Here is an 18,652-nt window from a genome sequence, read left to right as displayed (position 1 = left end):
GGGTTCCTCGGACGTCAGCGGCCCCGTCGGAATGACCGGACACTCTGTTGTAGAGGATACCGCCCGGCCGATTGCTTGCCCCAGCACTGCAGCTACCGCGCGTAGATCGGCGTCACCAGGGATTGCCCGGGCGACAACGCTGAATTGCTCATCGCGTTGAGGTCCATGATCTTCTCCACCACCGCTTCGGTCGGCATCTCGGGAGCGATTCGAGAGGCGATGTCGCCCAACGATTCTCCTGACTGCACGTGGACGACCGCCGTCCCGGTGTTCGCCGGAGCGGCACCGCTCTCGACAACCCGGCCGAAGAACATGAGGAACAACACGAGCATCATCAGGCCGATTCCGACCACGGCGGCCCCGGCCCAGGCACGTCGGCGGAAATACACATCGCGCTCGACGACGGCAGCCGACGGTGCGTAACTGCCAGGCTCGGAGCAGCCCACCACAACACGGCGGTCTGCGGCGAGCCTGCGGTCGGCCGGCCGGCGAGTACTGTCGACACGCGCTCGCGCCGTGCGGGTGTACTGATCGGAGGCGACGGGCCCACCGACTCGGGCGAGCCGGCGACGGGGCCGCTCAGCGGCCGGGCGGCTGATGGTGGTGGCTGCAGTCATTGTTCGATCCTCGGGTCAACAGTTCGATCACTCGTTCGATTGAACGAATGTTCGAGTTGTATCACGGGGGTCCGACACACGCCACGCCCAATCGAACAAATGTTTGAGAGTTGTGACAGATTGCATTAGCGTGATCCCCATAATCCAACGAACAACGTGTGCGTTTTCTTCTCTCGACAGCTACGACACCTTGGCCGGACACCGTACGAACTGGAGGACCTGATGGCCGATACGACAGACACCCGGACGCCGCCGGACGCGGCGGCCGCGACGGTGGTCACTTCCGAACCGCTGGCCGAGGGGTCGCTGACCCCGCGCCAGAAAGCCGTACTGGAGGTGATCCGGGCGTCGGTCCGCGAACGCGGCTATCCCCCGTCAATCCGCGAGATCGGTGATGCCGTCGGCCTCACCTCCACGTCGTCGGTCGCTCATCAGCTCCGCACCCTCGAGCGCAAAGGATTCCTCCAGCGCGAGAACAACCGTCCCCGGGCGGTCAACATCCAGGACACCGACCTCAATCCGGCCACGGCGGCCGGCCAGGTCCAGGTACCCGACGAATCCCTGCCGACACCGACGTTCGTTCCGGTCCTCGGCCGCATCGCGGCCGGCGGGCCGATCCTGGCCGAGGAAGCCGTCGAAGACGTGTTCCCGCTACCGAAAGAGCTTGTCGGTGAAGGATCTTTGTTCCTCCTGCGGGTGGTCGGCGAGTCAATGATCGATGCCGCCATCTGTGACGGCGACTGGGTGGTCGTCAGGCAGCAGAATGTCGCAGACAACGGCGACATCGTTGCGGCCATGATCGACGGGGAGGCGACCGTCAAGACGTTCAAACGCACCAAGGATGCGGTGTGGCTGATGCCGCACAACCCGGTGTTCGACCCCATCCCCGGCGACAACGCCGTTGTGTTGGGCAAAGTCGTCACGGTGATGCGGCGCCTCTGAGGCGTCCGGCAACATCCTCGGCAACCGAACAAACGCGGGTACTACGCAGACACGAGTGGGGTGCACCTTCCGGTGCACCCCACTTCGCGTAGTTATGAAACGTACTCAGACCCCGAGGCTTCGGCCGATGACTTCCTTCATGATCTCGGTGGTGCCGCCGTAGATGGTCTGCACGCGTGAATCGAGGAAGGCCTTGGCCACCGAGTACTCACGCATGTAGCCGTAGCCGCCGTGCAGTTGCAGGCAACGATCGATGAGGTGGACCTGGTTCTCGGTGGCGTAGTACTTCGCCATCGCCGCGTCCGGAACGGTGAGCTTCTTCTCGTTCAGCAGTTCGATACACCGATCGACGAACACACGGGTGGTAGCGGTGGACGTCGCCAGTTCGGCGAGCAGGAACCGCGAGTTCTGGAAGCTACCGATCGGGCGGCCAAATGCCTTGCGGTCCTTCGTGTACTGGATTGTCGTCTCGAGAACCGACTCCATGGCACCGGCCGCCACAACAGCGATCGACAGGCGCTCGCGCGGGAGGTTCTGCATCAGGTAGATGAAGCCCATGCCCTCCTCGCCCAGGAGGTTCTCGGCGGGCACCTTGACGTTGTCGAAGCTCAGCTCGGCGGTGTCCTGCGCCTTCATCCCGACCTTGTCGAGATTGCGGCCGCGTTCGAATCCCTCCATACCGCGCTCGACCACCAGCAGGCTGAACCCCTTCGCACCGGCCTCGGGGTCGGTGCGGGCCACCACGATGACGAGGTCCGCGTTGATGCCGTTGGTGATGAACGTCTTGGAACCGTTCAGCACCCAGTTGTCGCCGTCTTTCTTGGCGTTGGTCTTGATGCCCTGGAGATCGGACCCGGTGCCGGGCTCGGTCATCGCGATCGCGGTGATCAGCTCACCGGAGACGAAGCCGGGCAGCCAGCGTGCCTTCTGCTCGTCATTGCAGAGGTCGAGCAGGTACGGCGCCACCACGTCGTTGTGCAGCGCGAAGCCGATACCGCTGTAGCCGCCGCGGACGGTCTCTTCGTCGATGATGGTGTTGTAACGGAAGTCGTCGACTCCCCCGCCGCCGAACTCCTCGGGCGCCTCCACCGCGAGGAATCCGTTCTTGCCTGCTTCGACCCAGACATCCCGGTCCACCAGGTTCTGCTCTTCCCAGCGTTCGTGGTTCGGCGCCACGTGCTGTTCGAGGAAGCTCCGGTACGAATCGCGGAAGAGAAGGTGCTCGGGCTCGAAAAGGGTGCGTTCCATCGTCAGGTCTCCATTACAGGTGGCATTGGTTGGATATCCAACTGTAACCGGATTCTACATCTGGCCCAAAGCTGCAGTTCGGAGGGCTATTCGGCTGACTCGGGAATGGCCAGAGATGCCAGCTGGCGCGACAGCGCGGCAGGCACCGTGGCGGTGATCGCAGTCCCGTCCGCCTCGTGACGTTCGGTCAATACGTCACCCTCGGCATGGATCCGGGACACGAGGTCGCCACGCTCATACGGCACCCGGACACTGACGTGCACGTCGTTCCTGGCCACCGACTCCCGGATGCGATCGAGGAGTACGTCGATGCCCTCGCCGGTGGCCGCCGAGATGAACACAGCTGTCGAGAACAGCCCTTTGAGCTGCGCCAGTACCAGCGGGTCGGCGGCATCAATCTTGTTGATCACGAGCAGTTCGGGCGGAGCTGTTGCATTCTCCTCCTCGAGCACGGATTCGATCACCTTCCGCACCGCCATGATCTGGTCGGTCGGAACCGGGTCCGAACCATCAACGATGTGCAGGAGCAGATCGGCGTCGGCGACTTCCTCGAGGGTCGAACGGAAGGCCTCGACCAGCTGGGTGGGCAGATGCCGGACAAATCCGACGGTGTCGGTGATGACCAGTTCACGGCCATCCTCGAGGGACATCTGACGGGTTGTCGGATCGAGGGTTGCGAACAAGGCGTTCTGGACCAGCACGCCCGATCCGGTCAACGCGTTGATCAAACTCGATTTGCCGGCGTTCGTGTACCCGACGATGGTCACCGCTGACGCGGCAGCCTGCTTTCGCTTGGCGCGCTTGGTGGTTCGTGACGTCTTCATCTCGCGGATCTCGCGCCGCAGTTTCGCTGTGCGTTCGCGGATCCGTCGGCGGTCGGTCTCGATCTTCGTCTCACCGGGTCCGCGCAGTCCGACGCCGCCATTGCTGCCGGCACGGCCACCCGCCTGCCGGGACATGGATTCACCCCAGCCACGAAGCCGCGGGAGCATGTACTCCATCTGTGCCAGCGCGACCTGCGCCTTGCCTTCTCGCGACGTCGCGTGCTGGGCGAAGATGTCGAGGATCAGCGCAGTTCGATCGACAACCTTGACCTTGACCACTTTTTCCAGAGCGGTCAGCTGAGCAGGGGTCAGCTCGCCATCGCAGATGACGGTGTCGGCGCCGGTGGCCAAGACGATCTCACGCAGCTCGTGAGCTTTGCCGGACCCGATATAGGTTGCCGGGTCGGGCTTTTCACGACGCTGGATGAGACCTTCGAGAACTTCCGACCCAGCCGTCTCGGCGAGGGCCTTGAGTTCGGCGAGACTCGAATTGGCCTGCGCAGTGGTGCTGCCCTGCGTCCAGACCCCGACCAGGACAACCCGTTCGAGTCGTAGCTGGCGGTACTCGACCTCGGTGACGTCGGTGAGCTCTGTGGACAATCCGGCGACGCGCTGCAGCGAACTGCGTTCGTCGAGCTGGAGTTCGCCGATCGTCGGCGCGTCGCGCTGATCGTTGCCGGCCTTGTTGTTTTCGGTCATGAGATCACCATGGTGACACTCGGGTAGGTGTGGTGCATACCGATTTTAGAGCCATCCCTCGTTGAGCACTCCGGCGCCGACGAGTACCGACGGGCCGCGCAGCGTTGTGTTCTCGTCATCGACCGTCACCGTGATCTGACCCCCGGGAACGTTGACGAGTACCGTCCCCTCGGACCTTCCCATGAACCGCAGAGCAGCGGCGCCGGCGGCGACGACTCCGGTACCGCAGCTGCGGGTTTCACCGACTCCGCGTTCATGGACCCGCATCGTGATCTCGGCGTCCGCAGCGCCTGCCGACAACGGTGCGGTGATCAGCTCGATGTTCACACCATGGGGAAAGACTGTGTTGTCGAACGTGATCGACCCGCACAGATCGATGTCCGCCAGATCCTGCGGCTTCAACCCGTCGACCACGCACGCCAGATGGGGATTGCCGACATCCACCGACACCCCGGCGTACCGCCGGCCGTCGATCTGGGCTTTGCTGTCGACGCCGAGACGGGCTGGGCCCATGTTCACGGTGACGTCGGCCGACGAACCCGTCACAGCGTGCACCGTCACCGGCCGCGCACCCGCGCGCGACCCGACGGTGAAGGAGCGTTCGGACACGAGCTCGTGCGCGGCAAGGAAATGCGCGAACACCCGGACACCGTTGCCACACATCTCCGCGATCGAGCCGTCGCCGTTGCGGTAGTCCATGAACCAATCGTCGTCGGCTATGCCGGCGCCGAGCGCTGTGAGCACACCCGCGTCGCGGAGTGCCCCGGCTGTGGCGACCCGGAGGACCCCGTCCGCCCCGATGCCACGGTGACGATCACACAGCGCCGAGACGAACTCCGGGGTGAGGTCCAACTGCACGCCGGGGTCGGGCAACAGCACAAAATCGTTCTGTGTGCCGTGCCCTTTGACGAAGTCGACGCGTGCGAACATTGTGTCAACGATACGCGCCCGACCTCCTCATCTGCCTGCCGCGCGCAGCGCCTGACCCGTGAGGTCCGGCGACGAGGCGTCGAGCCAGTGGATGCGAGGGTCACGGCGAAACCAGGACCGTTGCCTGCGTACGTAACGCCGCGTACCGATGAAGGTCAGCTCCTGCGCGCGGGCCACGTCGTATTCGCCGTCGATGGCGGCCATGACCTGTGCGTATCCGATGGCGCGAGCCGCGGTGACACCGTCCCGGAGGCCGGCCGACAGCAGTGTCTCCACCTCGTCGACGAAGCCCGATCCGAACATCGCACTCGTGCGTCGCTCGATCCGCTCGTCGAGCTCTGCGGTGTCGCGATCGAGTGCGATCACCGTCGTGTCCCACCTGGGGTCACCGATCGTCGGAGCCGACGCGGCGAAGGGCTGACCCGTCAGCTCCACCACTTCCAACGCCCGGACGATCCGGCGACCATCGGTGTCCAGGATCTGCCGGGCGGCTTCCGGATCCACCTGCGCCAGCCGGTCATGCATCGCCCGTGTTCCGATTCGCGCCAGTTCGTCTTCGTGGCGCCGTCGGACGGCCGGATCAGTGGCCGGGAAGTTCCAGTCGTCGAGGAGTGCCTGGATGTACATCATCGATCCACCCACCACCACCGGTGTTCGCCCCTGCGCCAGGAGACGCTCGATGTCCTCGCGGGCGGCCTGCTGGTACCTGGCGACGGTCGCCGTCTCGGTGACGTCGAGGACGTCGATCTGATGATGAGTGATCCCGCGACGCTCGTGCACGGGAACCTTGGCCGTACCGATGTCCATCCCCCGGTACTGCTGCATCGCGTCGACGTTCACGATGTCCCCGCCCAGCTCGACCGCCAGATCGAGCGCGAGGTCGGACTTGCCACTGGCCGTGGGCCCGATCACCGCGATGGGCTTCGTCCCGGCGGTCACGTGTTCCACCAGGCCACCGTGTAACCCACACCGAATGGCGCCCCCGCGTAGCGGACCTCGGACGCCAGAGATGGTCCGGCAAAGGCTCCAGATGCCACCTGCCACGCTGCCCTGCCCTCGACGCCGAACTCGGCACACCGCGATTCGTCGAGCCCCGAGATCGTGTTGTGGTCGGCCGCTGCGAGCGCGCCGTCGATCATGTCCTGGAACTCGACCGCACCGCGCTTCAGCCCACCGGGCGACTTCTCGGTGATCGTTGTTGCACCGTCGGCCACCACGAGCAGACCGACAGGCTCCGGGGCCGACGCGAGCCGCGACCTTAGGTCGGACCCTTGCCGTAGACACGACTGCGCGGGCGCAGCCGGGTCCACGACCTCCACCGTGAGCGCAACATGTGGAGCCGTCCGGGACCGGAGCCATCCCCCGATCAACACTGTGGTGGGCATGCCGGCATCAGTCGGCTCATCAGAACCCGGGACCAATTCCACTGCCACATCGACACCGAAACCCGCCAGGGTTCCCCGCGCAGACATCTCACGTCGAGGGTCTCCGGCACCGACAAGTACCCAGCGACTGCACATTTCGGCGAGTTGTCCACAGACGTCGAATGCCGCGGCCCGCACCGGTGCGACCTCCGAGAGCGCCGGCCCGGACAGTTCTGGCACCAATACCGGCGCGCCCGGGACAAATGCAGCGGCAACCAACACCTGCGCCACGCTAGCCGACGCGCGTGAACCCAGAATGCGCCCGACCGGCCGATTGTCCACGAGTGTCCACACACAAGCCGGTGACCTGCTTCAATGATAGAGGCGGTGCGCCGCCACCCGGGTGTGGAGACCGTTCACCGCCGGTAGACAAACGCAACTGGCAGCCGTGTCGCGCGGCAGGAACTAGGTACTGAGATGACCGAGCAGCACACGCCCGCACCGGCCGCACCAGAGACACCGGCGCCCGCCCCGGGACCCAAGCCTGGTCCCCGGCCCGGCCCGCGACCGGGCCCGCGCCCCGGTCAGCACCCCCCGGCAAAGGTCCACCCCGCACCTGCGGAGGTGATACGTCCCGCGTCGGATCCCTCGAAGTTCGGGCGTATCGACGATGACGGCGCCGTGTGGCTCAAGACCTCCGAGGGCGAACACCAGATCGCCTCATGGCAGGCGGGCACAGCCGCCGAAGGCCTGGCGCACTTCGGTCGGCGATTCGACGACCTCGTGGTCGAGGTCGAGTTGCTTGAGGAACGCCTTGACGCCGGTACCGGCGATCCCCGCAAGACCAAGACCGCAGCGGCCACACTACTCGACACGTTGCCCACGGCAGCGGTCATCGGAGATGTCGATGCCGTCGCATCGCGACTGAAGCTGATCATCGACGGCGCGGACGGCGCCGCCGAAAAGGTCAAACACGACCGGGACGAAGCCCGTGCAAAGGCCGTCGCCCGCAAAGAAGAGCTCGCCGCCGAAGCAGAGCAGATCGGGTCGGAGTCGACCCAATGGAAAGTCGCCGGCGACCGCATGCGGGTCATCCTCGAAGAGTGGAAGACCATCAAAGGCGTCGACCGCAAGACCGACGACCAGCTGTGGAAGCGCTACTCCAAGGCCCGTGACACCTTCAACCGCCGTCGCGGTGCACATTTCGCCGAGATGGACCGCGAACGCGCCGGCGCCCGTTCACGCAAGGAAGAGCTGATCGTCGAGGCCGAGGCCTTGTCGTCGTCGACCGAATGGGCCGACACCGCAGCGAAGTTCCGCGACCTGCTGACCCAGTGGAAGGCCGCCGGGCGCGCACCACGCGACCAGGACGACGCATTGTGGGCGCGGTTCAAGGCCGCCCAGGATGTCTTCTTCAGCGCCCGCAACGCCGCGTCGTCACAACGCGATGCCGAGTTCGAGACCAACGCGAAGGCAAAGCTCGAACTACTTGCGCGGGCCGAGAAGTCCATCGATCCGCAAGCTGATCTCGAGGCGGCTCGTCGCGAGTTCCGCACCATCCGGGACCAGTGGGACGAGATCGGCAAGGTCCCGCGCGAACAGATGCACTCCCTCGAGGCACGGATCAAGGCTGTGGAGAAGCGGATTCGCGACGCCGAGTCCGCTCAGTGGCAGCGCACCGATCCCGCGGTGAAGGCGCGTGCACAGCAGTTCGCCGACCGCGTGGCCCAGCTCGAGGATCAGGCTGCCAAGGCGGAAGCCAACGGCAAGAGCAAGGATGCGCGCAAACTACGCGAACAGGCCGAACAGTGGCGCGAATGGGCGCGTGCAGCCGAAGGCGCCATCGGGGACTGACGTCGACCTGGCATCCTCACGGATGCCGGCGGGCCGGACGATGTCGGCGGGCCGGCGGCTTGCTAGAGGTCTTCGCCCTCGGAGCGACGGCTTTCACGCCGGCGTTCGGACGTTCGCCGCTGTAGCGCGAGCGCCCGCTCTTCCTCGGCTGCGGCCTCGTTGCGACGCTGCGCCTCGAGAGCCAATTGGTAGTTGGTGCGGGCCCACACCACACGCGACCAGTGGAAGGTGATCACGAACATCGCCAGCCATCCGATGATCAAGCCGATGCCGACGCCGCTGGGCGGCTCCTCTCCGGACACTCCCGGAGTGTTGCGCGACCACCACGCCAACAAACCCGCGAAACAGGACACCGCACTGCCGCACAGGGCAATCCAGGCGAAGACCCATCGACGGGTGAGCAGTGCGAGCGCCGAGAAACCGATCCCGAAGACCAGCTGCAGGACCACGAACACGCGCGAGGTGATGGTCACCCGCTCGGCCGCCGCGTCCGAGCTGAACGTGATCACGTCGATGCCGGTCACGGACCCGGTGTGGGGCAGGACGAAGGACAGAATCGCCACCAGCACCGCAACCGCCACCACCACGGCGCGGGCCCCGGGGTCGATCTCGCCGGCGACCTTGCGTTCGGCCTTGCGCAGATCGCCCTTGAACTGATCGAAACCCGCTGGGTCCGGTCCGTTGTTCTTCTCGGTCATCAGAGCTCGCATCCTGCGCCACAGGCAGATTCAACCGGCGCTTCGTCAGGCTTCCCGATCGGCGGCAGACCGAGTCCGACTCCGATCGGCGGGGTTTGGGGGGTGGTACCGGCCGCGTGCGCGTCGCCGGCCCTGGTGCGCCGATGGCCGCGGATACCATCATCGGCCAGCAGATAGTGCGGTGCCGCACCGGTCACGACCGCGTCCACCAGATCGCCCGGGCGGATGGCGTCGCCATCGCTGGCGAAGTGGACGAGCCGGCCGTCGCGCGCACGGCCGGTCATCCGGCCCTGATCTTTTCGGCCGTCGGCGGTCACCAGGACCTCCACCGGCGCGCCGATGAGCTTCTGGTTCTCCTCCAGGCAGATCCGGTCCTGCAGGTCGGTCAGCCGCATATAGCGCTCACTCACAACATGTTTGGGTACCTGGTCGGCCATGTCGGCCGCCGGTGTCCCCGGCCTGGGCGAATACTGGAAGGTGTACGCGCTGGTGAATCTGGCCGCGGCGACCACGTCGAGGGTCGCCTGGAAATCCTCTTCGGTCTCACCGGGGAATCCGACGATGATGTCGGTGGTGATGGATGCGTGCGGCATCGCCGCCCGCACCCGCTCGATGATTCCGAGGAACTTTGTGCTGCGGTAGCTGCGGCGCATCGCCTTGAGGATCCGGTCAGAACCCGACTGCAACGGCATGTGCAGTTGGGGACAGACGTTCGGGGTCTGCGCCATCGCCTCGATCACGTCGTCGGTGAATTCTGCGGGGTGCGGCGACGTGAACCGCACACGTTCGAGACCCTCGATGTCACCGCAGGCACGCAGCAGCGCGGCGAATGCTCCCCGATCACGTCCCAGATCCGGATCGGCGAACGACATCCCGTAGGCGTTCACGTTCTGGCCGAGCAAGGTGACCTCGACAACCCCTTCGTTCACCAGCGCCTGCACCTCGGCGAGGACGTCTCCGGGCCGGCGATCGACCTCTTTGCCGCGAAGAGCCGGCACGATGCAAAACGTGCAGGTGTTGTTGCAACCGACCGAGATCGACACCCACCCCGCATACGCGGACTCGCGTTTGGCGGGCAACGTGGACGGAAAGGCCTCCAGTGCATCGATGATCTCGACCTGGGCCTGCGCATTGTGGCGAGCGCGTTCGAGCAGCACCGGCAGAGATCCGAGGTTGTGTGTTCCGAACACGACGTCGACCCACGGGGCCTTCTCCAGGACGGTGCCGCGATCCTTCTGGGCAAGACAGCCGCCGACAGCGATCTGCATTCCGGGACGACTCGCCTTGACCGGTGCCAGATGCGAGAGGTTGCCGTACAGCTTGTTGTCGGCGTTCTCCCGGACGGCGCAGGTGTTGAAGACCACCAGGTCGGCATCGCCATCGTCGGATGCGCGGACATAACCGGCCTCTTCGAGGAGACCGGAAATACGCTCGGAGTCGTGGACATTCATCTGACAGCCGTAGGTGCGGACCTGGTAGGAGCGCCCCATGGTGTCGGGGTGCCCGGTCTGCGGATCCGTCATCGAGATTGTCACTCCTACCAGGGTACTTGGCCCATCAGACCAGGTGAAATTGGCGGCTGAGCTGCGGCGATCCGCCCCTCCAGCCGGCGATGTTCCCGGTCCCCCGCTGCTCGCCGACACCGGCACCTTAAGGTCGACAGTTATGACAGCACCTCGAGCGGGCTCGTCCGCGCCTCATCCCGACGGGCCGGCCGCCACACAGACCGCCCCACCGATGATCGCTCTGCGCGACGTGCAGAAGCACTTCGGCGACCTCCACGTGCTCAAGGACATCGACCTCGAGGTGCCCGCCGGTCAGGTCGTGGTCATCCTCGGTCCGTCGGGATCGGGCAAGTCCACCCTGTGCCGCACGATCAACCGGCTCGAGCCGATCGACAGCGGCGAGATTCGTATCGACGGCAAGTTGTTGCCCGCCGAAGGCAAGGCGCTCGCCGCCCTGCGCGCCGACGTCGGAATGGTCTTCCAGTCGTTCAATCTGTTCGCGCACAAAACAATTCTCGACAATGTGACGCTGGCACCGATCAAGGTGCGTGGCAAGGACAAGGCTGCGGCGAACAAGCGCGGGATGGAATTGCTGGAGCGAGTCGGCATCGCGAGCCAGAAGGACAAGTACCCGGCGCAACTCTCCGGCGGGCAGCAGCAACGCGTTGCCATCGCACGATCACTGGCGATGGATCCCAAGGTCATGTTGTTCGACGAGCCGACATCCGCTCTGGACCCGGAAATGGTCAACGAAGTCCTCGACGTGATGGTCTCACTCGCAAAAGAGGGCATGACGATGCTGGTCGTCACCCACGAGATGGGGTTTGCCCGCAAGGCGGCCGACCGAGTGGTCTTCATGGCCGATGGCGCCATCGTGGAGGACACCGATCCCGAGTCGTTCTTCACCCGGCCCGAGTCCGGGCGCGCCCGTGACTTCCTCGGCAAGATCCTCGGCCATTGAAGACGGCGCCAACGAGGAAGCGCACCATGCGTGAGAACTCGAAACACTGGATCCTGCTACCGGCCCTGGCCATCGTGGTGCTCTGCACAGCACTCACCGCATGCGGTAACACCAGCCCGCGCAACCTCATGGAATCGATCGAGAGCGGCTCGGTCATCCTCGGCACCAAGTTCGATCAGCCCGGCCTGGGTCTGCGACACCCCGACAAGTCGTTCACCGGATTCGATGTCGCGGTGTCCGAGTACGTGGTCAACACCATCGCGCAGACCAACGGGTGGAAGAAGCCGAAGATCACATGGCGGGAAACCCCATCGGCGCAACGCGAGACGCTCATCGACAACGGTGAGGTCGACATGATCGCCGCCACCTACTCGATCAACGCGGCCCGTTCGAAGAAGGTGAGTTTCGCCGGTCCTTATCTGATCAACTACCAGGGGCTGCTGGTCCGCGAGGACGACGACAGCATCACCACGCTGACGGATCTGAACAAAGGCAAGAAGCTGTGTTCGGTGACAGGCTCCACCTCGGCCCAGAACGTGAAGAACCAGTTGCCGAAAATCCAGCTGCAGGAGTACGACTCGTACTCGTCCTGTGTTGAGGCTCTGCGCCGCAACAAGGTTGACGCCCTCACCACCGACGAGGCCATCCTCGCTGGGTTCTCCGACTTCTTCCCCGATGAGTTCAAGATCGTCGACATGACGTACCCCAAGGACGCATGTGTGACCTCGAGCGGGAAGAAATCGCTCAAGAAGGCCGGCACCCCGTTCTCGACCGAGCGATATGGCATCGGGATGCCCAAGGACTATCCCGAATCCGTGACGGCGGTGAACGAGGCACTCAGGTCGATGCTGGCAAAGCCTGCCGACGGCGGCGAGTCGGCCTGGGAGATCGCCTTGCGCGACGAGATCGGCGACAGCGAAGTCGATTCGATGATCGAGCGTGCGCAGGGTCCCGATTCCAAGTACCAGTTCACCCCGGTGCCAGGAGACCTCGGCTTCCTCGAGTCGACATCCACCCCATGCCCGGCGGAACTGTCATGAGTGAACTCTGGTCCGACATCGGACCGCAGCTGTGGCCTGCCTACTGGGTCACGCTCAAACTCACCTTCTACTCGGCCATCGGATCCCTCATCTGGGGCACCGTTCTGGCCGGCATGCGGGTCTCTCCTGTCCCCGTCATGCGTGTGTTCGGAACCTGGTACGTCAATATCGTCCGGAACACTCCGCTGACGCTCATCGTCATCTTTGCCTCGGTCGGCCTGTACCAAAACCTCGGGCTGAAGCTGGCTCAGGAGAACGACGAGTTCATCACCAACAACAATTTCTGGCTCGCCGTCCTGGCCTTTGTGCTCTACACGTCCACGTTCGTTTGCGAGACGCTGCGTTCGGGGTTCAACACCGTGCCACTCGGACAAGCCGAAGCGGCTCGCTCGCTCGGCCTGCCGTTCAGCAAGGTGTTCGGGATCATCGTGCTTCCCCAAGCGGTCAGATCGGTGATCGGTCCGATGGGCAGCGTGCTGATCGCACTGACCAAGAACACCACGATCGCTTCGGCGATCGGTGTGGCCGAGGCCTCGCTGCTGATGAAAGAACAGATCGAGAACCACGCCGATCAGGTGGTGGGGATCTTCGTCATCATCGCCATCGGGTTCATGGTGATCACCCTCACCGAGGGATATGTCTTCGGTTTCCTCGCAAAGCGTCTGGCGGTCAAGCGATGAGCAGTGCAACAGTTCTCTACGACGCTCCGGGGCCCAGGGCACGGCGTCGCAATCAGCTCATCGCTGTCGGATTCGCGGTGGTGCTACTCGCCATCGCGATCTACGTGGTCGTGGCACTGGCCGGCAACGGGCAGCTGACGAGCGAGAAGTGGAAGCCGTTTCTGGAACCGGACACGTGGACCACCTACCTGCTGCCCGGTTTGTGGGGAACACTCTCCGCCGCGGTTCTGTCGATCGTGTTGGCTCTACTGCTCGGCGCGGTTCTCGGCATCGGCCGATTGTCCGACCACCGAGCGATTCGCGGACTCAGCGGAGCGGTGGTCGAGTTCTTCCGGGCCATACCCGTGCTCATCCTGATGATCTTCGCCTACTACCTGTTTGCCGAATACGCCGTCTTCCCAGCCGAGGACCTGGCCTTCGCTGCCGTGGTGACCGGACTGACGTTGTACAACGGCTCTGTCATCGCAGAGATCCTGCGGGCAGGCATCACATCGCTACCGAGCGGCCAGCTCGAGGCGGCGAACTCACTCGGCCTCCGCAAATCACAGACCATGCGACTGGTGTTGCTCCCGCAGGCGGTGACTGCCATGTTGCCTGCACTGATATCGCAGATGGTCATCGCTCTGAAGGACAGTGCACTCGGATACGCGATCGGTTATGTCGAGGTGGTTCGGTCCGGCATCCAGTCGGCATCGTTCTACGGCAACTATCTACCGGCCCTCGTGGTGGTCGCCGCCGTGATGATCCTGCTGAACTTCGGGCTCTCCACGTTGGCCACCGTCATCGAGCGGAGACTGAGGGAAGGCAAGAATCGCGGACCGGTCGCAGATGTGAAAGTGGACGAACAGGCCGCTGCTATCTGATCTTCACTCGGCAGTGAGCTGGTTCAGTTCCTCGTTCACCAGACTCATGGCCAGAGACGGCGCGTACCCACGTCTGGCCAGCATCGCTACCAGTCGCCGAACGTGTTTGTCCCGCAGGGCCCGGTCAGCGATGTCTTCGGCTGTCAGGCGAGACATTTTGCGGCGCAACAGATCTGCTGCCCGTTCGCGTTCGGCGTCGTCGTCGATCTGATCGAGTGCGTGCTCGATCACGGTGTCGGCGACGCCCTTCTGCCGGAGCTCGTGCCGTAGAGCAGTGCGTCCCTTGCCGCTGTGGCGGTGTCGGGAATGCACCCATTGCTCGGCGAAATCGACGTCGTCGAGCAGACCGGCCGCGGCGAGCCTAGTCATCACCGATTCGATCTCGGTAGGCGCAAAATCTTTGTCGTGCAATCGTTTGCGCAGTTCTGCCTGACTCCGTGCGCGGACGCCGAGTAACCGCAATGCGGCGTCATAAGCCGATGCGGTGGTAGCGGCGCGGTCGCCGAAACTCTCCGGAGCAGGCTGCGTCGCAGGCGGATCGGCCGGGACAGCACTGCGGGAGAGGATGTCTGCGATCGCGGACCGCAGCTCGGCGGTGCTCTCGTGGACGTCCTCTCCCGCAGGCCTGTTCACCTGAATCGGCGTCCTAGAACTCGACCGGTGCCGGCGCGACGGCGTCCTCGGTCAGGACAGCGCCGATCCCGAGCTTTTCCTTGATCTTCTTCTCGATCTCGTCACGCACCTCGGTGTTTTCGAGCAAGAACTTACGAGCGTTCTCCTTGCCCTGGCCCAGCTGTTCACCTTCATAGGTGAACCAGGAACCGGACTTGCGGACAAAGCCGTGCAACACGCCCATGTCGATGAGCGAACCCTCTTTGCTGATGCCATGGCCGTACAGGATGTCGAACTCGGCCTGCTTGAACGGAGGGGCAACCTTGTTCTTGACGACCTTGACGCGAGTGCGGTTACCGACTGCCTCGGTACCGTCCTTGAGGGTCTCGATCCGGCGCACATCCAGACGGACCGATGCGTAGAACTTCAGCGCCTTACCACCGGTGGTGGTCTCGGGAGACCCGAACATCACGCCGATCTTCTCGCGCAGCTGGTTGATGAAGATCGCGGTGGTGCCCGAATTGCTCATGGCACCGGTCATTTTCCGCAGTGCCTGGCTCATCAACCGCGCCTGCAGACCGACGTGGCTGTCGCCCATCTCGCCCTCGATCTCCGCACGCGGCACGAGCGCCGCGACCGAGTCGATGACAAGGATGTCGAGAGCGCCCGACCGGATCAACATGTCAGCGATCTCGAGTGCCTGCTCACCGGTGTCCGGCTGTGACACCAGCAACGCGTCGGTGTCGACTCCCAGCCGCTGCGCGTAGTCCGGGTCGAGGGCGTGCTCGGCGTCGATGAACGCCGCGATGCCACCGGCGGCCTGTGCATTGGCGACCGCGTGCAGCGCAACGGTGGTCTTACCCGACGATTCCGGCCCGTAGATCTCGACGACGCGGCCTCGCGGGAGACCTCCGATGCCGAGTGCGACATCAAGCGCGATCGAGCCGGTCGGGATGGTGGCGATCGGCTGGCGGGCGTTCTCGCCGAGACGCATCACCGAGCCCTTGCCGTAGTTCTTGTCGATCTGGGCCAATGCCAGGTCGAGGGCCTTTTCGCGGTCTGGTTGGGCTGCCATGGTTTCCCCTAGTGTTTGCGCCGAGTTGTCGGCGGTGGTGGTGCCGCCGGTCTGGCGGGATCGGGCTTTCTTTCGCGTATTCGGCATCTCTTTGCGCACTGACGTCACGCTAGATCAGCCCTCTGACAATCCCGGATCTCGACGTTCCCGTCCTCGCGTCGAACACCACCCACTCTAGGCGAACGCTTGTTCGAGTCAACCACCCGGACATCCGACACGCCGGGGCAGATGAAGTACTGCTACCAGCGTTCCCGCGGGACGTCGAAGTCCCGGCACAGCGCTGTCCACACATCTCTGGGATCGATGCCGGCATCAAGCGCTTCGGCAGCCGTCCGGCCACCGAGGTCGGTGAGGACGTGGTCGACAAGCATCGAATTCGCAGTGGTGGACCCGAACTCGGTGCTGATGAGTTCGGAGAATTCGGTCAATCGCACGTGACCGAGCGTAGCGAAACCTTCAGGACCGCGCTGCACCGACACATACCGCGACCGGGTCGACAACGTCGACACCGGTCCGGGCGCCGCGTCGGGCGGCGTCGGTGAATGACTTGTTGTCCAGCACCTTTCGGCACGCCGCGGCCAACGACTCGACGGTGGTGGGCCTGACCACCGCGGCACTGCCCCATCGGCGGGCACGCTGGGCCAGTTCCCACTGATCTCCGCCGCCGGGAACGAGCACCTGAGGTACGCCGGCCAGCATGGACTTCGCCAGCATTCCGTGTCCTCCACCGCAGATGACGAGCGATGCGTCGTGGAGGAGCTCGTCTTGCCTGCCGTGTCCGGCCACAGCCCACGACGGTAGATCACCTACCTCGGGATCGAGCCCCGAGACCACCGCCCGCACCGGGCGTCCCAGTACGCGCGGGTCGAGAGCAGCCAGCGCCGCCTCCACCAGACCTGCCGAACCGGTCACCGCGGTGGACGGCGCGATGACAACCAACGGGGCGTCACCGGGGGGACGTGCGAAGACGGCGTCGGTGGGTTCCCACAGCAGGGGGCCGACCACCTCGGCTCCGTCGGGCCAGTCCGGGCGGGGCACCTCCAGCGCCGGAAGGGTGGCGATCAGCCGCGCTCCCGGATGCGGCTGCGCGGGATCGAGCCCGATGCCCACCCGGGCGGCCGCACGCTGTTGTTGTCCCACTCGAATGGATCGGCCGGTAGCCGCGCGCATCAGCGCATCACGCACCCTGCCGGACAGGCCAGTGCCAGGTTCCAGGCCACTGCCGACAGGGGGAAGCCCCACCGAGGGTTGGTACAGCGGATGGGGAGACAGTTCCACCCATGGGGCACCGATCGTCTCGGCGGCCCAGCCGCCACACACGGTGATGACATCGCCGACCACCAGATCGGGTTCCAGTTCAGCGAGCACCGGCGCCAGTTGCAGGCTCATCCGCGCCGCGCGTGCACTGAGTTTGTCACCCGCATCGGTGTCGTCGTCAGCAGCCGACGCCGTCAGACCCGGGAGCTCTCGGACGTCGAGGCCGCGAGCGGTTGCCTTCTCGATCCACTGCGAACCCGTGTACACCACCGCTTCGATGTTGTTGTCCTGCAACAACTCCGCCAGCGCGAACATCGGAAAGGCATGACCGGCGTCTGAGCCTGCCACCAGAGCTGCCCGCACGCGTGTCCCCCGTACCGCCGATCACGAACCGATCTTGGTCGAACTCTTGTCAGAAGCTGCCCACTTGATCACCGCGACGATCCCGATCACGACGAGCCCGATCACGAGCACCGTGAGCAGACCCTTCACCACGGCCATGATCAGCCCGAAGGCCAGCCACACCACAAGTATCGCTAGAAGAACTTTCCACCACATGACATCTCCTGTCGTCCGAGTGACCTCAACGGTGCCAGTGCTCGGTTCCGATGTCAGTCGAAAACGACCAAGATGGGGGGAAGTTCAGGGACTACCCTGACCCCGGAGACGTCAGTTGGCTTGCGGCTTCTCGATGTTCGTCTTCGCCTGGTCGACGGCCGGCGTCGTGGCCGAGTCGCCCGCGGCCAGTGATTCGCCCGCCATGGACGCGCGGATCTGCTCGAGTCGTGAGTGTCCTGCCATCTGCACGCTGGCCTGCTGCACTTCGAGCATCCGGCCCTGAACCGAATTGCGCGACAACTCGGCCGATCCCAGTGCATTCGCGTAGCGTCGCTCGATCTTGTCCCGCACCTGGTCGAGGCTCGGCGTGTTGCCGGGGGCGGAGAGTTCACTCATCTGGTTGAGCGATGCCGAGACCTGCTCTTGCATCTTGGCCTGCTCGAGCTGACTGAGCAGCTTGGTGCGCTCAGAGAGTTTCTGCTGCAGCGTCATCGAGTTCTGTTCCACCGCGCGCTTGGCCTGTTCGGCCGCCTGCAGCGACTGGTCGTGCAGCGCCTTGAGGTCCTCGACGCTCTGTTCCGCGGTGACCAGCTGGGCAGCGAAAGCCTCTGCGGCGTTGGTGTATTCGGTCGCCTTGGCGGCGTCGCCGGAGGCGGCGGCCTTGTCGGCCAGCGTCAACGCCTGACGGGTGTTGGCCTGCAGACGTTCGATGTCCTCGAGCTGACGGTTCAGCTTCATCTCCAACTGGCGCTGGTTGCCGATGACCGCCGCAGCCTGCTGCGACAACGCCTGGTGCTGACGCTGCGCGTCCTCGATCGCCTGCTGGATCTGAATCTTCGGGTCGGCGTTCTCGTCGATCTTGGCGTTGCCGAACGCCATCAGGTACTTCCACGCCTTCACGAATGGGTTAGCCATTGCCCCGCCT

Annotated in this window: 20 protein-coding genes; 6 read left to right on the top strand and 14 right to left on the bottom strand. The window is 64.6% G+C overall.

Annotated elements, in window-relative coordinates; translation table 11 throughout:
• Nucleotides 1-92: 92 nt before the first annotated feature.
• Nucleotides 93-617: a LysM peptidoglycan-binding domain-containing protein gene (locus tag ACVWY6_RS20220; RefSeq protein WP_457540537.1), complete on the bottom strand. Its 525-nt coding sequence runs from the start codon at nucleotides 615-617 to the stop codon at nucleotides 93-95.
• Between the two features lie 222 nt (nucleotides 618-839).
• On the opposite strand from ACVWY6_RS20220, the gene lexA reads away from it, so the two are divergent.
• Nucleotides 840-1,559 (top strand): transcriptional repressor LexA, encoded by a 720-nt coding sequence (lexA, locus tag ACVWY6_RS20215; RefSeq protein WP_023959664.1) that lies wholly within the window; start codon nucleotides 840-842, stop codon nucleotides 1,557-1,559.
• A 105-nt stretch (nucleotides 1,560-1,664) separates the two neighbouring features.
• Here the strand turns inward: lexA and ACVWY6_RS20210 are convergent, their stop codons facing one another.
• The 5 genes from ACVWY6_RS20210 to ACVWY6_RS20190 all read right to left on the bottom strand — a co-directional run bounded on the left by ACVWY6_RS20210 (nucleotide 1,665) and on the right by ACVWY6_RS20190 (nucleotide 6,906).
• Nucleotides 1,665-2,807: an acyl-CoA dehydrogenase family protein gene (locus ACVWY6_RS20210; RefSeq protein ID WP_023959665.1), complete on the bottom strand. Its 1,143-nt coding sequence runs from the start codon at nucleotides 2,805-2,807 to the stop codon at nucleotides 1,665-1,667.
• An 86-nt stretch (nucleotides 2,808-2,893) separates the two neighbouring features.
• Nucleotides 2,894-4,330 (bottom strand): GTPase HflX, encoded by a 1,437-nt coding sequence (gene hflX, locus ACVWY6_RS20205; RefSeq protein WP_457540534.1) that lies wholly within the window; start codon nucleotides 4,328-4,330, stop codon nucleotides 2,894-2,896.
• 45 nt (nucleotides 4,331-4,375) lie between these two features.
• Nucleotides 4,376-5,260, bottom strand: a complete 885-nt coding sequence (gene dapF / locus ACVWY6_RS20200; RefSeq protein WP_457540532.1) for a diaminopimelate epimerase — start codon at nucleotides 5,258-5,260, stop codon at nucleotides 4,376-4,378.
• Between the two features lie 27 nt (nucleotides 5,261-5,287).
• On the bottom strand, nucleotides 5,288-6,199 hold the full coding sequence (gene miaA / locus ACVWY6_RS20195; RefSeq protein WP_457540530.1) for a tRNA (adenosine(37)-N6)-dimethylallyltransferase MiaA: 912 nt from the start codon (nucleotides 6,197-6,199) through the stop codon (nucleotides 5,288-5,290).
• The gene (locus tag ACVWY6_RS20190; RefSeq protein ID WP_317713974.1) at nucleotides 6,196-6,906 is read right to left on the bottom strand and encodes a class III extradiol ring-cleavage dioxygenase family protein; all 711 of its coding nucleotides are present in this window, start codon (nucleotides 6,904-6,906) and stop codon (nucleotides 6,196-6,198) included. Before ACVWY6_RS20190 ends, miaA begins: the two co-directional genes overlap by 4 nt.
• Before the next feature lie 195 nt (nucleotides 6,907-7,101).
• Here ACVWY6_RS20190 and ACVWY6_RS20185 point away from each other — a divergent pair, with 195 nt between their 5' ends.
• Nucleotides 7,102-8,478 (top strand): DUF349 domain-containing protein, encoded by a 1,377-nt coding sequence (locus tag ACVWY6_RS20185; RefSeq protein WP_457540528.1) that lies wholly within the window; start codon nucleotides 7,102-7,104, stop codon nucleotides 8,476-8,478.
• Between the two features lie 62 nt (nucleotides 8,479-8,540).
• On the opposite strand, the gene ACVWY6_RS20180 is transcribed toward ACVWY6_RS20185, so the two are convergent.
• Together ACVWY6_RS20180 and miaB are read right to left on the bottom strand one after the other, a co-directional pair.
• Nucleotides 8,541-9,176: an Rv2732c family membrane protein gene (locus tag ACVWY6_RS20180; RefSeq protein WP_457540526.1), complete on the bottom strand. Its 636-nt coding sequence runs from the start codon at nucleotides 9,174-9,176 to the stop codon at nucleotides 8,541-8,543.
• Nucleotides 9,176-10,699: a tRNA (N6-isopentenyl adenosine(37)-C2)-methylthiotransferase MiaB gene (gene miaB / locus ACVWY6_RS20175; protein ID WP_457541162.1), complete on the bottom strand. Its 1,524-nt coding sequence runs from the start codon at nucleotides 10,697-10,699 to the stop codon at nucleotides 9,176-9,178. The genes ACVWY6_RS20180 and miaB overlap by 1 nt, the downstream gene beginning before the upstream one ends.
• A 214-nt stretch (nucleotides 10,700-10,913) precedes the next feature.
• On the opposite strand from miaB, the gene ACVWY6_RS20170 reads away from it, so the two are divergent.
• The 4 genes from ACVWY6_RS20170 to ACVWY6_RS20155 are packed head-to-tail and all read left to right on the top strand — an operon-like array spanning nucleotide 10,914 to nucleotide 14,225.
• Complete coding sequence (locus ACVWY6_RS20170; protein ID WP_062797874.1) at nucleotides 10,914-11,642, top strand: amino acid ABC transporter ATP-binding protein; 729 nt, start codon at nucleotides 10,914-10,916, stop codon at nucleotides 11,640-11,642.
• Between the two features lie 26 nt (nucleotides 11,643-11,668).
• Nucleotides 11,669-12,682 carry a glutamate ABC transporter substrate-binding protein gene (locus ACVWY6_RS20165; protein ID WP_457540524.1) on the top strand — a complete coding sequence of 338 codons (1,014 nt, stop codon included), beginning with the start codon at nucleotides 11,669-11,671 and terminating at the stop codon, nucleotides 12,680-12,682.
• A complete protein-coding gene (locus ACVWY6_RS20160) occupies nucleotides 12,679-13,362 on the top strand; it encodes an amino acid ABC transporter permease (RefSeq protein WP_030163440.1) in 684 nt (227 codons plus the stop codon). Before ACVWY6_RS20165 ends, ACVWY6_RS20160 begins: the two co-directional genes overlap by 4 nt.
• Nucleotides 13,359-14,225, top strand: coding sequence for an amino acid ABC transporter permease (locus ACVWY6_RS20155; protein ID WP_457540522.1), 867 nt, complete (start codon nucleotides 13,359-13,361; stop codon nucleotides 14,223-14,225). The genes ACVWY6_RS20160 and ACVWY6_RS20155 overlap by 4 nt, the downstream gene beginning before the upstream one ends.
• A 3-nt stretch (nucleotides 14,226-14,228) precedes the next feature.
• Here ACVWY6_RS20155 and ACVWY6_RS20150 read toward each other — a convergent pair whose 3' ends face one another.
• The 6 genes from ACVWY6_RS20150 to pspA all read right to left on the bottom strand — a co-directional run bounded on the left by ACVWY6_RS20150 (nucleotide 14,229) and on the right by pspA (nucleotide 18,642).
• The gene (locus ACVWY6_RS20150) at nucleotides 14,229-14,858 is read right to left on the bottom strand and encodes a regulatory protein RecX (RefSeq protein WP_457540520.1); all 630 of its coding nucleotides are present in this window, start codon (nucleotides 14,856-14,858) and stop codon (nucleotides 14,229-14,231) included.
• Between the two features lie 13 nt (nucleotides 14,859-14,871).
• Complete coding sequence (recA, locus tag ACVWY6_RS20145) at nucleotides 14,872-15,912, bottom strand: recombinase RecA (protein WP_030163447.1); 1,041 nt, start codon at nucleotides 15,910-15,912, stop codon at nucleotides 14,872-14,874.
• Nucleotides 15,913-16,151: 239 nt separating this feature from the next.
• Entirely contained in the window at nucleotides 16,152-16,346 is a 195-nt protein-coding gene (locus ACVWY6_RS20140) for a DUF3046 domain-containing protein (RefSeq protein ID WP_023959680.1), read from the bottom strand.
• Nucleotides 16,347-16,368: 22 nt separating this feature from the next.
• Nucleotides 16,369-17,532 carry a glycosyltransferase gene (locus ACVWY6_RS20135; protein ID WP_457540518.1) on the bottom strand — a complete coding sequence of 388 codons (1,164 nt, stop codon included), beginning with the start codon at nucleotides 17,530-17,532 and terminating at the stop codon, nucleotides 16,369-16,371.
• Nucleotides 17,533-17,553: 21 nt separating this feature from the next.
• Nucleotides 17,554-17,727 carry a hypothetical protein gene (locus ACVWY6_RS20130; protein WP_169805145.1) on the bottom strand — a complete coding sequence of 58 codons (174 nt, stop codon included), beginning with the start codon at nucleotides 17,725-17,727 and terminating at the stop codon, nucleotides 17,554-17,556.
• A gap of 111 nt (nucleotides 17,728-17,838) precedes the next feature.
• On the bottom strand, nucleotides 17,839-18,642 hold the full coding sequence (gene pspA / locus ACVWY6_RS20125; RefSeq protein WP_457540515.1) for a phage shock protein PspA: 804 nt from the start codon (nucleotides 18,640-18,642) through the stop codon (nucleotides 17,839-17,841).
• Nucleotides 18,643-18,652: the final 10 nt, after the last annotated feature.

This window comes from Williamsia sp. R60 (assembly GCF_054063855.1).
The sequence above is the reverse complement of the archived record's forward strand: the minus strand, read 5'-3'. Positions and strand labels throughout refer to the sequence as shown.